This is a genomic window from Bacteroides sp. RTP21281st1_H5_RTP21281_210402 (assembly GCF_040918965.1).
Taxonomy (GTDB): domain Bacteria; phylum Bacteroidota; class Bacteroidia; order Bacteroidales; family Bacteroidaceae; genus Bacteroides; species Bacteroides congonensis.
The window spans coordinates 1-15,570 of sequence record NZ_JBCOWR010000004.1 but is presented as its reverse complement, the minus strand read 5'-3'; the positions used below and the strand labels follow the sequence as shown (position 1 = coordinate 15,570).

The window sequence follows — 15,570 nt, the reverse complement described above, 5'->3', positions numbered from 1 at the left end:
CTGTTAATCGGTTATTTTAATTACACGAATTGCATCCGGGGGGATGGTAATACCTACACGGTCGCCGTCGTCCCACACGTCATTCGTATCTACAAACACATTCTCGTCCCAGTCGGAGAACACCGTCAAATGATAATGGTCACCCTTATAAAGGATAAACTTCACTTCACCCGTCAATGTTCCGTCTTCTTCATTATCCTGAAGAATTACCTTGTCGAAATCCACTTCCACTTTGACATTCGTTTCGGGTTCAATACCTTCCACCGAAGCACATTCAAAGTTACAACCGAGGAATTCCACATGAGTGGCATCCAGTAACTTTCCTTCAAAAGTATTGCAGACACGCTCTTTCTTCATAATATGGATATCGAACGGCTTCACCAACAGACCGACTTCCGCTCCGACCTCAAAATGATGGTAATCCTGCACAAGGAATTCATAGCCGCCGCAAAGCACGGTCATCTCATAATGCACACCTTTGAATATGGAAGTCTGCACCACTCCTGTCAACTGTGCCATATCCGAAACCGGGAAAATATATAAATCTTCCGGACGAATCACCACATCAACCGATGTATTCTCACCAAATCCTTCGTCCACACATTCAAACTCCGTATCGCAGAAGCGTACCAGTTTGTCATGAATCATCGTACCATTCAAGATGTTACTTTCTCCGATAAAGTCCGCGACAAAAGAATTGATAGGCTCGTTATAAATATCAATCGGCGTACCGATCTGCTGAATCTTTCCCTCACTCATCACGACAATAGTATCACTCAGCGTAAGCGCCTCTTCCTGGTCATGAGTGACATAGACAAATGTGATTCCCAAAGATTTATGCATTTCTTTGAGTTCCATCTGCATATCCTTACGCATTTTCAGGTCAAGTGCTGCCAGCGGTTCATCCAGAAGCAACACTTCCGGCTCGTTGACAATGGCACGGGCGATGGCTACACGCTGTTGCTGCCCCCCGGAGAGAGAATCGACATCACGATATTCATAATCCGTCATGCCTACCATTTTCAGAGCAGCTTTCACTTTCTTCCCAATGGTCTGCTTCGGTGTCTTTTTCAGTTTCAGACCGAAAGCGATATTGTCGTAAACATTCAAGTGCGGAAACAGGGCATATTTCTGGAATACCGTATTTACCGGACGCTTGTGGGGCGGAGTTTGTGTGATTTCCATCCCCGAAATTCTGATTTCGCCTTCCGAAGCTGTCTGAAAACCGGCTATGAGACGCAACAACGTGGTTTTTCCGCAACCGGAAGGTCCGAGTATCGTGACAAACTCGCCCTTTTTCACGTTCAGTGTCACATCATCCAATGCTGTTTTCTCGCCGAAAAACTTCGAGACATGGCTTACCTCAATGATGGATTTATCTTCTTGCATATTCATACTAAAGTTTGGGCTGCAAAGGTACACATTTCTGCGGTTTTCACCTACGTGTTAATCTAATATAACAGTGTTTTTCGATGCTCGAGAGAAAAATAATCTATCTTTGCATAAATATTTATTCACTAATCTTACAAAAGCATGAAAAAATTAACTTATTTAGTTATCGCAACAGCCGCCCTGGGTATGGTAGCTTGTACCGGTAACAAAGCTGGTTACGTTGTTACAGGTACAGTAGAGGGCGCAGCCGATGGTGACACCGTTTATCTTCAGGAAGCTACAGGTCGAAATTTGACTAAACTCGATACTGCTGTTATCAAAAAAGGTACTTTTACCTTTGAAGGTACACAAGATTCTGTTGTCAGCCGTTATGTCACTTGTGAAGTAAACGGAACACCGTTGATGGTTGATTTCTTCCTCGAAAACGGAAAAATCAATGTCACGTTAGGCAAAGATGATGATTCTGTTACCGGTACTGCCAACAACGACGCTTACCAGGAACTCAGAGCCAAAATCAATGACATCAGCAAGAAAATGAATGGCATCTATGAATCAATGGGTGACACTACCTTGAGCGACGAACAGAAAGAAGCCAAGCAAAAAGAAGGAGCAGAGTTGCAGGAACAGTACGAAAACGCAATTAAGGAAGCTGTACAGAAAAACATCACCAACCCGGTCGGCGTATTCTTGTTCAAACAGACTTTCTACAATAACTCAACTGCCGAAAACGAAGCATTACTACAACAGGTTCCGGCTAACTTGCAAAACGATGAAGCAATCGTAAAAATCAAAGAGCTGACCGAAAAGCAGAAAAAGACTGCCGTAGGTACCAAGTTCATTGATTTCGAAATGCAGACTCCTGACGGAAAAGCTGTGAAACTGTCTGATTACGTAGGTAAAGGCAAAGTGGTATTGGTAGACTTCTGGGCTAGCTGGTGCGGTCCTTGCCGTCGCGAAATGCCTAACCTGGTAGAAGCTTACGCTAAATACAAAGGCAAAAACTTTGAAATTGTAGGTGTATCTCTCGACCAAGACGGTGCTGCGTGGAAAGAATCTATCAAGAAACTGAACATGACTTGGCCGCAAATGTCCGACTTGAAATTCTGGCAAAGTGAAGGTGCACAACTTTACGCTATAAACAGCATCCCTCACACAGTGTTGATCGACGGTGACGGTACGATTATCGCTCGCGGCCTGCACGGAGAAGAGCTTCAAGCTAAAATAGCAGAAGCAGTAAAATAAAAGAAGCAAAGACTGTTTCGTTCTGGAGACAGTCTCTTGATGATAAAAATTTAGCCCCTGCATTCTTTAAGATTGCAGGGGCTAATTTTATCTATGAAAGCAGCAGGGAGATTTACTCTCCCTACTTTATTCTCAATTAATCAGACAAACCAACGCACGTAGCAGAAGTCCTGACGATGCGGAAGATCCGGGTTCTTCGGGAACATACGATAAGCCACCTTGAAGCTACCTGCATTCGACAAGCTATGTTTAACCTGGAATGTGTACAAATCGCCTTCTTTCTTGATTACGTTGAACGGCTCTACTGAGTAAACATGTTGTTTACCGTCGGCAGTCGTATATGTCGTTACCAGTTCAAGTCCTACTGCATCATTCAAGCCTTTCTCATCGATTACGTAAGTGATAGTATATTCTTTTCCGCTTTCGATGTCGCCTTTCTTCAGTTCTTCCACTGTATCTGAAGACACGATTTCGATAGAATCCCATTTAGCAACCACTTCTTCTTTCCAAGCTGCGATTTCTTTTGCTTTTGCATTGTTATCGGCAGACAAAGACGCAAAGCGTTTTGCCTGTTTGCAATAGAATTTGCTAAAGTAGTCATCCAACTGACGTTTCATTGTATAGTGAGGAGCAATCTGCGCGATAGAATTCTTCACAACCTTGATCCAGCCTTCCGAATATCCCTTTTTGTTGCGGGCATAGTACAACGGCATGATTTCTGTCTCAAGAATACTGTAAATAGTAGCAGCATCTAATTGATCCTGGTGTTCTTGATTCTGGTAAGTACGTTTTTCAGTCAACGCCCAACCTGCACCTTCGCGGTAACCTTCCAGCCACCATCCGTCCAATACGGAGAAGTTGACAACACCGTTCATTAATGCCTTTTCGCCAGATGTACCGGATGCTTCCAACGGACGGGTCGGAGTATTCAACCAAATATCAACACCTGAAACCAGACGACGAGCCAACTGCATATCGTAGTTTTCGAGGAAGATAATCTTACCCAGGAATTCAGGACGACGGGAGATTTCGATGATACGTTTAATCAAGCCCTGTCCTGCTCCATCGTGCGGGTGAGCCTTACCTGTAAACAGGAACTGTACCGGATAGTCAGGATTGTTCACAATCTTGGAAAGACGTTCCAAGTCAGTAAACAACAGGTGCGCACGTTTGTAAGTAGCAAAACGACGGCCGAAACCGATCAGCAATGCGTTCGGATTGATTTTATCCATCAGCGAAACAATGCGTGAAGGATCTCCCTGATTCTTCAACCAAGTATCGCGGAATGACTTGCGGATATAGTCAACCAACTTATTCTTCATCGTCATACGAGTCTTCCAAATCTCTTCATCGGGCACATTGTAGATAGCTTCCCAAATTTTAGGATTAGACTGGTCAAACCAGAAGTTTTCGTTGAAATATTTAAAGTACAGTTCTTTCCATTCCGTAGCGCTCCAAGTCGGGAAGTGAACACCGTTCGTCACATATCCTACGTGGCTTTCTTCGGGGAAATAACCTTTCCAGATAGAAGAGAACATTTCCTGAGAGACTTTTCCGTGCAGCCAGCTTACACCGTTCACTTCCTGAGAAGTGTTGCAAGCAAAGACAGACATACAGAAACGTTCGCCCTTATCACCCGGATTGTTACGTCCGAGATCCATCAAGTCGTCCCAAGTGATACCCATTCTTGCAGGATAGCCACTCATATATTTACCGAACAAGCCTTCATCAAAATAGTCGTGTCCTGCCGGAACCGGTGTATGAACCGTATAAAGAGAAGAAGCACGAACCAGTTCGATAGCCTGATCGTATGTCAATCCGGTAGCTACGTAGTCACAGATACGCTGAACATTAATCAATGCAGCATGTCCTTCATTACAGTGATAAATATCTTTCTTGATACCCAATGCCTTCAGCGTCAGGATACCACCGATACCCAACAGGATTTCCTGTTTCAGTCGGTTTTCCCAGTCGCCACCATAAAGTTGGTGAGTGATAGGACGGTCGAACTCACTGTTCATTTCATTGTCCGTATCCAACAGATACAAAGAAATACGTCCTACATTAACACGCCATACGTTAGCGTGAACATAATAATCCAAGTAAGGAACGTCTACTACCAACGGCTTGCCGTCTGCGTCCATTACGCGGTCGATAGGAAGCTGACCGAAGTTCTGTGCTTCGTAGTTTGCGATCTGCTGTCCGTCCATAGACAACGTTTGGGTAAAGTAACCGTAACGGTACAAGAAACCTACCGCACACAAATCCACATTGCTGTCGGAAGCTTCTTTCAAATAGTCACCGGCCAACACACCCAAACCACCGGAATATATTTTCAGGACGCTGCTCAAGCCATATTCCATGCTGAAATAGGCTACAGACGGACGCTGTTCATCCGGCTTCACATCCATGTAATCTCTGAATTTCGTATAAACTTCATTCATTCTTCTCAGAATCACCTTGTCTTTTGCCAGAGCTTCCAGCTTTTCATAGCTCATACGTTCCAACAACAGTACAGGATTCTGTCCACATTCTTTCCAAAGTTCCGGATCTAGATCTCTAAACAGTTCAGTCGCTTCAAAATTCCATGCCCACCAAATGTTGCGTGCGATTTCAGACAACTTCTCCAACTCTTCCGGTATACGTGATTTTACAGTAACCTCTTTCCAGTTGGGAGTATTCACATTACTAACTTTAATTTTCATAATGTTTTTATTTACTTATTGATGAATAAATTTTACCTTAACTCAATTGACGCTTCATAGCATTGCGCAGGGCAATGTCGTAAGCCTCATAGTAATATTGTATAAAGTGTTTCCACAAAGCTTGTTCCGCCACTTCAGCGGCATGCTTGCGAATTTCCTTCACTTCTTTTTCAGTCTTGTCCGCAAACAGCGTAATCGTATCTTTGATACCATCCGCTACTTCCGAGTCATTGTAGTCCGAACGATGAAGCACCTCTACCCCATCATTGATACCATGCTGGTTTTTCAGGCTATTCACCCAAAGTCCGAATCCGGCCAGATCGGTAGTGATTGTCGGCACATGGAATGCTACGCTTTCCAATGGGGTATATCCCCAAGGTTCATAATAGGAAGCATAGACACTCAAATCCTGTCCCAGTAATATATCATAATACTCCTTGTTCATGATACCGTCGCGGCCGTCCAGATAGCAAGGTACGAAAATAACTTTCACCTTATCTTCCGGACGATTTCCCATTCCTAGATATTTCAGCATATCCAACACCTGGTCATGCGTCATATTATGCAGCCAATGGGTAATGAACGGCACTTCAAGCGGAGTATCGAACTTATCCTTGCTCTTCAGACGTTCCTGCAAATCTTCACGGGGATCGCCTACCCAACCGGGCACATTGATAAATGCCAATACATTCTTATGCAGGTTCTTATCCCTGTTCAAGCGGTTCAATGATTCCAGAAATACATCGATTCCCTTGTTCTTGAACTCATATCGTCCACTGGTTCCGACAATTAACGTATCGTCACCCAGATTTGTTCCCAGTAATTTATTCGCTACATTCAGCATCAGGGAACGCGCACGTTTACGTTTTCCGGTGAATGTACTTCCTTTCGGCACAAAATCATCCTCAAAACCGTTCATAAGGACTACATCCGCCGGCTTGTCCAGCAGTTCCTTACATTCGTTGTTGGTGATTTCGCTGACCGTGGTGAAGCAATCCACATAATGTGCTGTCTGTTTTTCAATCGAGTGTTTCGATTGCATATTCAGTTCCTGAGCCATCTGATCGCCGTTATAGGCAAACAAATAGTCATACAACGGCTTATGATTACCTGCAATCGACCGACCGATGGAAGTAGCATGGGTCGTAAAAATAGTCGCCACCTCGGGCACAGCTTCTTGTACATAAAGTGCTCCCATTCCTGTCATCCATTCATGAGCCTGATATACCACCTTATCCGTTTCTGTCAGGTTGTAGTGATAGAAACTCTCCACCACTCTGCCCGCAGCATACGAAAACATGGAAGCTTCGTCGTAATCGCCATAAGCGTGCAACGAATCTACTTGAAAACGATTCCACATTTCTGTGTATATATCGTCTTTTTTCTCAAAAAAAGGTTGGAAATCGACTAGAATGACTATGGGTTCACCGGGGATGTTCCATCGTCCTACACGGACGGAAAGTTCGTCATTTTCAAGTGCATGCTTTTTCCAGGCAGCACATAGGTTATCCGACTCGATGAATAGAGGGTTCTCTTTTCCTTGCCACACATCAGGACCTATGAAAAAAATTCTGTCACGGAACTTTTCCTGCAATGTATTTGCCCGTGTCGACAAGACGGTGTATATCCCTCCCACTTTATTACATACTTCCCAGCTGGACTCGAAGATATAATCGGGGGTTAATAAATCTTTTACCATATAATATATTAAAACTCTTTTTAGTATGCGAGTGCAAAAGTACGCATTATTCTTTGAAAAATAATACTTTATACAAAAAATATGATTTAAGAAGAGGAAAGAAACGTTCGTTTGCAGTAAGAAAAGAATATCCCCTTGCCAATGCAAAGCTGCATTAGCAAGGGGATTGAATGTTTTTTTAACGGGAATAATCCCGCAGAAAAAATTATGCGAGAGCGCTACCAATCAAGAAGGTTGCCGCCAAAGCTACGATAGCATAAAGTTCCGGGAATACGGCAAGAATCAATGTATTGCTAAATACGTTGTGTCCCTGACCGATAGCAGCGATACCGTTGGCACAAACCTGTCCCTGGCGGATAGCTGAGAACAAGGCAACCAAACCCAAAGCGATACCTGCGCCAAGCACGGCCGATGCCTGGATAGCTGTAATCTCAGGAGTCAGGATACCGAAAATAGTCTGGAACATAAAGTAACCGGCAAAACCGTAAAGTCCCTGTGTACCCGGAAGGGCTGTCAATACCAGGAAGTTACCGAATGCACTATCATTCTTCTTCAATGCTCCGATAGCAGCGTTACCTGCAATAGTTACTCCGTAAGCACTACCAATGCCTGACAAACCAACCATAACTGCGATGCCAATGTAGGCAATAAACAAATTCATTTCCATAATCTTATTCTATTTTTTATTGTTTAATTCTTACTTTAATTTTAATCTTCAAATTCTAATTTCTAAAAGGTTTGTACTCCTTGCCACCGCCTTCGTATCCGGAGTTCTTGAAGAACTCGACAAACGTCAGACGCATCGGGTGAACCATGGCACCGAGCACATTCATAAAGATATTGATTGCATGACCGATAACGAAAATCAGCACCATCACGATAGGCCCTGCTATTGCATTATCCGGGCTCATACCTACTGCCAGGCTGTTGAATACTCCCGCCAGAATACCGCCGGAAAGACCGAGGGCAAACAGACGAACGTATGACAGGACATCTCCAAGCAAACCGGTAGCCATGTTGTATGAATCCCATAATCCCAGTCCGATATTCATGAAAATATTCTTTCCCGGACTGTTATAAAGGAATATCATAGCGGCCGAAATACCCAGAATAACGAGATGTACCGTGCCTCCCATCGGTAATACTTTCGGCAACAGAGCCGAAACAGCCAGTGAAACCAGCAGAAGAATCCATCCGATTGTTGCCACCGCATATTTGAAACCAAACTGAATCGTCTGATTCACTGCTTTCAGCACCATACCGAACAGAATCTGAACAACTCCCAATATCAACGACAACTGGAACATATCATTGTTATCCATCAGGACAGCATGTTTCAGACGTTGAACGATAGGCCAGTCCAAATCATAGATGTTCGCTCCGAAGAACGTACCTGTCAGCAGACCGCAGAAGAAAGTTGAAACCGCCAAAACTTGTATCAATGATATAATCGACTTCGCTGACGGAGTTACCTTCTTTGCCAGTAAGCGATATGCCGTAGCTCCCAGGAACAGGAAAAGTCCGTATCCCGAGTCTCCCAGACAGAGTCCGAAGAATACCATAAAGAACGGAGCAAAGAACGGAGTCAAGTCCAGTTCATTATACTTCGGAAGCATATACAACTTGCAAATCGGCTCGAACCAGGCAAAGAATCCCTTATTGTTCAATCGAATAGGAACATCGTCACCCGGCATCGGATCGGTAATCTCATAATATACATGTACGTCATTCAGATAAGCTTCTATCTCTACCTTACTATAAGCAGGTGCCCATCCTTCAATCAGCATCAGTTTATCACCGGCAGCCTGTTCAGAACTTAATACGACTTTGGAGAATTCAATCTGACTCTGCAACTCTTTCAAAGCCGCCTTCAGAGAAGGAACATCCGCTTCGGAAAGTGCAACGAGTTTCTTTTCGTTCTCTTCAATCGCCTGTTCGGTCGTATCATAAAGCGCTTCAAGACGCGACAGAGAGTATGCGGGAAGTTTCGCCTGCTCCACATCCAAGTCCACCTCTTGTCCGGCCTTCGTTACGGTCACAAAAAACACTTTGGAAGAAATGCGGTTTACAATCATTGCATTGTATTCCGTCTCCCACTCTTCTTTATAGTTACCTTCCGAACAGCTATAGAAACCAATCACATAACCGGCCTCTTTCAGTTTTCGAATACCGTCCGGCTCAAAGTTACCCCAAGCTTCCAGTGCTTCTTTCTCTTTCGCATAGCTTTGTAGCTGCTGGGACAACTTTCCGTGTTCCGTCTGCAAAGCGTCCACTTCGTCCAGTACTTGCATACCGCGGGCAGCCGTTCCACCTTCCGTAGCAATCACGGCATTCTTTTCGTGCTTCTGATTCTGAAGCAATTTCAAAGTAGCTGCCAAACGGTTGGAAAGACGGATATTCTCTTGCAGCTCCGAGTTATCGGCAACGCCTTGCTGCTTCTCCACAATGTGAACCACACCAAGTTCGCGCAGGCTGTTCAGGAATCCTTCGTGCTCCTTGTGATAAACCAGGAATGTGAGTTTCTTCATTTTTGTAATCATGCCTCTACCTCCTTCCTTTTTTCTTGATGGGACTTCATGATCTTTTGCGAAGATTTCGACAGGTTTTCTTCATCTTCCATAAATCGCTTGATCTTTCGCAATGCATCCTGATAGCCCGGTATCTGCACCTTCTCAAAAAGATTCACTTTCTGAGTGGTCTTTTTTCTTGCATGTTCTAACAAATTCAGCTTGGCGAGCATGAATTCACGTTCAATAGCCGTATGAGCAAGCTCTTCTAAAAGGTGGATACCATCGGCATACCACTTGGGAGCGTTAAACATACTGTACGGACGTATCTCGAATTCTACATTTTCGAGCAACGGTACACGTACACCGGCAATTTTCTTCACGCCAAGATGAACATCATTTACCTTTATTAATGAAGCGTCAAACTCATTCCAAAGGGCGAACATGGCTTCATAGGCTTGAATCTGTTGCTCGAGCCTATCCTCCAAATCAGCAGCTTCCGTTTTGCAGCGCTTCACTTCCATGCGGAGAGCACTTTCCTTATTCTTGATGATAGGAAGCGTACGCACCCGCACTTTCAGTTGCTTTTCGAGCTGCTGAAGAGAGGTCTTGTTATATTGAAACTTTATAGCCACGTTGTTAATTACTAATTATAAATTATTAATTACAAGTTTATTATTATTCGCCTTTTGGCCAGTATTGATCTACCAAGTCTTTCTTGATATTTACTTCTTCCGGACGGAAGTATCTGCCCAACAAGCCCCAAGCCACATCGAGCATTTCAGTAGTATCCAGATTGACATCAATAGCCAATAACTGATTAGAATAATCTTTCGCAAAAGCCAACGTACGTTCGTCGTAGTTAGTCAGGTCAAAACCATTTTCCATCTTCGTCTTGGCGTTAGCGGCATCGGCGTACAGACGTACAGCGGCATTCATCACCTGCGGATGGTCTTTGCGTGTCTTTTTACCGGTAACCAACTGTTTCAGACGGGACAACGAGCGAAACGGGTCAACAATAACCTTACCGATATCGCTATCACGACGCAGGAACAACTGACCTTCAGTGATATAACCCGTATTATCAGGCACAGCGTGTGTAATATCACCACCGGACAGTGTAGTCACGGCAATAATTGTGATTGAACCGCCTGAAGGGAACTGTACCGCCTTCTCGTAAATCTTCGCCAAATCCGAATAAAGTGAACCCGGCATTGAGTCTTTAGAAGGAATCTGGTCCATACGGTTGGACACGATGGCCAACGCATCGGCGTAGCTGGTCATATCCGTCAACAGTACCAGGACTTTCTCATTATTATTTACAGCGAAATATTCGGCAGCCGTCAGTGCCATATCCGGAATCAGCAGACGTTCCACCGGCGGATTTTCAGTCGTATTCATGAAACTCACGATACGGTCGAGCGCACCTGCATTAGAGAACACATTCTTAAAGTACAGGTAGTCATCATTCGTCATACCCATACCGCCCAGGATAATCTTATCCGTTTCGGCACGCAGCGCCACGTTTGCCATAACCTGGTTGAAAGGCTGATCCGGGTCGGCGAAGAACGGAATCTTCTGACCGGATACCAGTGTATTGTTCAAGTCGATACCTGCAATACCGGTTGCAATCAGTTCCGACGGTTGTTTGCGTCGAACCGGATTCACGGAAGGTCCGCCGATTTCCACTTCCTGTCCTTCAATCTCAGGGCCACCGTCAATCGGGTCACCGAAAGCATTGAAAAAACGTCCAGCCAACTGCTCGCTTACTTTCAATGTAGGCGATTTGCCAAGGAACACCACCTCAGCATTGGTAGGAATACCTTCCGTACCTTCAAATACCTGCAAAGTGACATCGTCACCGGCAATCTTCACCACCTGTGCCAGTTTTCCGTTCACAGTGGCAAGCTCGTCATACCCTACTCCAGTCGCTTTCAGCGAGCAAGTAGCCTTCGTAATCTGAGTAATCTTGGTATATATCTTTTGAAAAGCTTTTGTTGCCATCTATATATTTACTATTTAGCTAGTTACTATTTACTATTTGACACTTCTTTCGGCAATCAATTCCTTCAGTTGCTGCTGGAATCCTTCATACTCCTCAGATTTGAACTTCGAATAGTTCATCTGCTTGCATACGTTAATCATCTTCTTGAAGTAATCCATTACATCATTGAAGTTATCAAACTCAAATTCCGTATGGCAGATGTCGATAATCATATTCAGAATATCTTCCTGACGTTCCATCGGAGTTACCGCGTCGATTTCGTCGAAAGCATCCTGCTGCAGGATAACGAAGTCGATCAATTCTGATTTCCAGAAAGTAACATGGTATTCTACCGGCACACCGTCGTCACCAAGGATATTAATCTGTTCGGCAATTTCCTTACCACGCTGCAAGCGTGTTTTCAGTTCATTTACCTTACCAATCCATTCACCATTGATATGACTTTTGATATATTCCTCAAATTCCGGATATTCGATATATTTAGAATAAGAATCAATCGGGTTCACAGCCGGATAACGTTTCTTATCGGCACGATCCTGTTCCAAAGCATAGAAACAACGGGCTACTTTCTTCGTATTTTCAGTTACCGGTTCTTTCAAGTTACCACCGGCGGGAGATACCGTACCGATGAACGTAATAGAGCCTGTTTCGCCATTGCTTAGTTTTACGTATCCTGCACGACCGTAGAAGTTGGAGATGATAGCCGAAATATCCATCGGGAAAGCATCCGGTCCGGGCAACTCCTCCATACGGTTGGACATTTCACGCAAAGCCTGTGCCCAACGGGAAGTAGAGTCGGCCATCAACAGAACCTTCAATCCCATTGAACGGTAATATTCTGCCAAAGTCATTGCCGTATATACAGATGCTTCACGGGCAGCTACCGGCATGTTTGAAGTATTGGCGATAATGATGGTACGTTCCATCAACTTACGCCCTGTGTGCGGGTCGACCAGTTCGGGGAACTCCGTAAAGATTTCCACAACCTCGTTTGCACGTTCACCACAAGCGGCGATAATAACGATGTCCGCTTCCGCCTGTTTGGAGATGGCGTGCTGAAGCACTGTCTTACCCGTACCGAACGGGCCAGGAATAAAGCCAGTACCACCTTCCACAATCGGGTTCAGCGTGTCGATTACACGTACACCTGTTTCCAACAATTTGAAAGGACGCGGTTTTTCCTTGTAGTTCGTCATGGCACGTTTCACCGGCCATCTCTGAATCATAGTCACAGGGATATCGTTTCCTTCTTCATCCGTCAGGATAGCAATCGTGTCTTCTATTCTATAGTCACCTTCCGGCATGATTGTTTTAACGGTAGCCGTTCCGTCCATTGTGAACGGAGCCATTATCTTCAATGGCTGGAAGTTCTCATCTACCTGTCCCAACCATGCAGAAGCCTGCACTTTGTCGCCGACATTTGCCAATGGAACGAAATGCCACATACGTTCCTTATCCAACGGATACGTATATTCTCCTCTTTTCAGGAAAACTCCGTCCATCTTGTCGAGGTCATTCTGCAGACCATCATAGTTTTTCGATAACATACCCGGACCTAATGTCACTTCGAGCATGTGTCCTGTAAATTCGGCTTCGGCGCCCACCTTCAGTCCGCGGGTGCTTTCAAACACCTGGACATATACATGTGAACCTACAACCTTAATCACCTCCGCCATCAACTTATCGCCACCGGTCGAGATATAACAAATCTCATTCTGAGCTACCGGGCCGTCAACGACGAGGGTCACCATGTTGGCAATAACGCCACTAACAGTTCCTTTTGTTGCCATATATTTTTAATAATTTATTATCTGAATTCTGCAGGGATCTGCACTTCGTTCTTCAACGATTCGATGATGCTTCTGAACAACTGATTTCCTCTCTCCTTATCCAATGAGATCCACCGTTCAATCATTTCCAACTTCAACAAGAAAGCGAAAATGCGTTCGATGGTGAAATAATCAAAGAAGATGGCATCTTCCATCCAGTTCCATCGCAAAGCGTCGAGTTTCTTCTCACGTTCCACCAATTCCGTAATCTCACTGATTTTCACCAACGATTCAAAAACTTCCACCTCACCGGACAATCCGAAGTCGCGGGCACTCGACGTACGCAAAGCTTCGCATACTTCCGTGTTACCTACGACATTGGAAGCGATATCCCATTTGAATTTACGGCTTGTAAATGCGACAAGGATATTATTAATGTTGAGGTTGAATTCAAACCAGGCAGAAACAAACTTATTTCCACACTTCATGGCATATTCGTAATACAATGCAGCCAGATGGTCTTCGTGCAAAGCCGTGCTTTCAGCAGGCGTATTCAAATAATCGATGATAAATGTAGAGAGATAAGCCGGAAATTCTTTGGGGCTGATTTCTCCGCCTTCCCTCAGAATAGAAATATATTCGGTGAGTTCCGCAGCAGAGTAGTTTCCCCGTTTGTCGATTTCGGCTTCTTTATCTTTGAGAAGTTTCAGCACATTCGCATTATCAAACTTCAGATAAAACAAGTCAATCAACTTCTGGTCTGAAGCAGACAATCCCGGGTAGATTTCAGTTTTAAAATCGGCTACTGTATAGCTCAGTTTGCTGTCTTCCAGCGAAAGTTCCGGCAAACCTGCTACCAAGTAATAGTACTTACTACTCATAGTCGCTTCTTTTAAAATAGCATTTCTACTAATTGAGGACGCAAGAACGCTTTGAAGTAATTCATGAATTCTTCTTCTCCGAAGTTCACCTTATAGGAACCGTCCGCCGGAGAAACAGTGAATAAAGTTTTGATACCGTTTACTTGCTGTATAGTCACTCCCTTATCCAACAAAGCTTTTGCATGAGCAGCAAAATACTTTTTCAGTGATTCCGCGTCGGCTGTCGAGATGACGATAGGTTCGTCTATACTCCACTTAGAAGCCAATGCAACGATAAACGCATTCAGATAATCTTTATCTTGTGCGAAATCCTTCACAGAAGTAGTTACTAACTTGTCAGTTACCATAGTAGCGACCTCAGACTTGAGTGCATTAACAGCCTGACCGGCAAACAGTTTTAACTCTGATTTTGTATTTTCCACCAATTCATCGGCGGATTTACGAGAGGAATTTACAATTGATTCTGCTTCTTTGCGAGCATCCTCAATGATTTTTTTTGCTTCTTCCTGAGCATTCGCGATAAGTTTCTGCGCTTCTTCGTTTCCTTTTTCCACGCCTTCACGATAAATCTTATCGGTCAACTCTTGAATTTTGTTTTCCATATCAACAGGAGTATTTAGTATTATTACTGTATTAATTGTGTACCTTTCTTAGATTCTCGCCAAATTTACAAAAATCAATTTGATAAAAAAGAGAAAGATGAAAAGAAAAATATTCCCTTGCGAAAAAATCACAGTTATACACTGTTTTTATTCCGTTTTTCCCCCTTTCTTATAACGAAATGACACTTTTCTGATTTTATCTGGCGAGAAAGCAAATATAGGAAATCTAAAAGACATCTGAAAACGGGCAAATACCGAAAGCGACAAATGGGATACTAAAACGGATATATTAAAGACTAAATAATAAAATAAGAAATTTAGGTAAAAAAGATGAGGGGGCATGTAGAAAACAGTAGCAAAAAAGAAAATATAGGGTAAACAACAAAAGTGCATAGAGCAAAATACGAGGTATATAGAGCAAACCATGAGATATATAAAAACAGAAAGCCCCTTGATTCTTTCGTTGAATCAAGGGGCTTCTTAAAAACGGCGGCTACCTACTCTCCCACTGTTACGCAGTACCATCGGCGTGACGAGGCTTAACTTCTCTGTTCGGAATGGGAAGAGGTGGAACCCTCGTGCTATAACCACCTGAAGAAGGTTATGACATGATGAAAAGTAAAATTCCAGTCTGTTACTCTTTTAAAGGAGTAATCGCTAAACGTATATATCGCGCCCCGTACAAGTCCAAAAGAAAGTGAACGGGCAATTAGTAATGCTCGGCTATGATGTTACCACCTTTACACCTGCATCCTATCAACGTCATCG

General features: G+C 43.8%; 11 protein-coding genes and 1 rRNA gene. 1 reads left to right on the top strand and 11 read right to left on the bottom strand.

Going from position 1 to position 15,570, the window contains the following annotated elements; genetic code table 11:
• Nucleotides 1-3: 3 nt before the first annotated feature.
• Nucleotides 4-1,395 (bottom strand): polyamine ABC transporter ATP-binding protein, encoded by a 1,392-nt coding sequence (gene potA / locus AB5443_RS07220; RefSeq protein ID WP_195407573.1) that lies wholly within the window; start codon nucleotides 1,393-1,395, stop codon nucleotides 4-6.
• A 138-nt stretch (nucleotides 1,396-1,533) separates the two neighbouring features.
• Between potA and AB5443_RS07215 the strand changes: the two genes are divergently transcribed.
• Nucleotides 1,534-2,634: a TlpA disulfide reductase family protein gene (locus AB5443_RS07215; protein ID WP_277131572.1), complete on the top strand. Its 1,101-nt coding sequence runs from the start codon at nucleotides 1,534-1,536 to the stop codon at nucleotides 2,632-2,634.
• A 140-nt stretch (nucleotides 2,635-2,774) separates the two neighbouring features.
• Here AB5443_RS07215 and AB5443_RS07210 read toward each other — a convergent pair whose 3' ends face one another.
• The 10 genes from AB5443_RS07210 to rrf form a co-directional block, all read right to left on the bottom strand.
• Nucleotides 2,775-5,339 carry a glycosyltransferase family 1 protein gene (locus AB5443_RS07210; protein WP_044654104.1) on the bottom strand — a complete coding sequence of 855 codons (2,565 nt, stop codon included), beginning with the start codon at nucleotides 5,337-5,339 and terminating at the stop codon, nucleotides 2,775-2,777.
• A 37-nt stretch (nucleotides 5,340-5,376) separates the two neighbouring features.
• Nucleotides 5,377-7,038 carry a glycogen/starch synthase gene (locus tag AB5443_RS07205; protein WP_044654103.1) on the bottom strand — a complete coding sequence of 554 codons (1,662 nt, stop codon included), beginning with the start codon at nucleotides 7,036-7,038 and terminating at the stop codon, nucleotides 5,377-5,379.
• A gap of 205 nt (nucleotides 7,039-7,243) precedes the next feature.
• Entirely contained in the window at nucleotides 7,244-7,705 is a 462-nt protein-coding gene (locus tag AB5443_RS07200; protein WP_005675599.1) for a V-type ATP synthase subunit K, read from the bottom strand.
• Nucleotides 7,706-7,760: 55 nt separating this feature from the next.
• Nucleotides 7,761-9,578 carry a V-type ATP synthase subunit I gene (locus tag AB5443_RS07195; RefSeq protein WP_368114046.1) on the bottom strand — a complete coding sequence of 606 codons (1,818 nt, stop codon included), beginning with the start codon at nucleotides 9,576-9,578 and terminating at the stop codon, nucleotides 7,761-7,763.
• A complete protein-coding gene (locus AB5443_RS07190; protein ID WP_004297640.1) occupies nucleotides 9,575-10,180 on the bottom strand; it encodes a V-type ATP synthase subunit D in 606 nt (201 codons plus the stop codon). Before AB5443_RS07190 ends, AB5443_RS07195 begins: the two co-directional genes overlap by 4 nt.
• A gap of 43 nt (nucleotides 10,181-10,223) precedes the next feature.
• Nucleotides 10,224-11,549, bottom strand: a complete 1,326-nt coding sequence (locus AB5443_RS07185) for a V-type ATP synthase subunit B (RefSeq protein WP_167965943.1) — start codon at nucleotides 11,547-11,549, stop codon at nucleotides 10,224-10,226.
• Nucleotides 11,550-11,582: 33 nt separating this feature from the next.
• Nucleotides 11,583-13,340 carry a V-type ATP synthase subunit A gene (locus tag AB5443_RS07180; RefSeq protein ID WP_277131574.1) on the bottom strand — a complete coding sequence of 586 codons (1,758 nt, stop codon included), beginning with the start codon at nucleotides 13,338-13,340 and terminating at the stop codon, nucleotides 11,583-11,585.
• A gap of 17 nt (nucleotides 13,341-13,357) precedes the next feature.
• The gene (locus AB5443_RS07175) at nucleotides 13,358-14,200 is read right to left on the bottom strand and encodes a DUF2764 domain-containing protein (protein ID WP_044656342.1); all 843 of its coding nucleotides are present in this window, start codon (nucleotides 14,198-14,200) and stop codon (nucleotides 13,358-13,360) included.
• 11 nt (nucleotides 14,201-14,211) lie between these two features.
• Nucleotides 14,212-14,802 (bottom strand): V-type ATP synthase subunit E family protein, encoded by a 591-nt coding sequence (locus AB5443_RS07170; protein ID WP_073346402.1) that lies wholly within the window; start codon nucleotides 14,800-14,802, stop codon nucleotides 14,212-14,214.
• 484 nt (nucleotides 14,803-15,286) lie between these two features.
• A 5S ribosomal RNA gene (rrf, locus tag AB5443_RS07165) occupies nucleotides 15,287-15,397 on the bottom strand.
• Nucleotides 15,398-15,570: the final 173 nt, after the last annotated feature.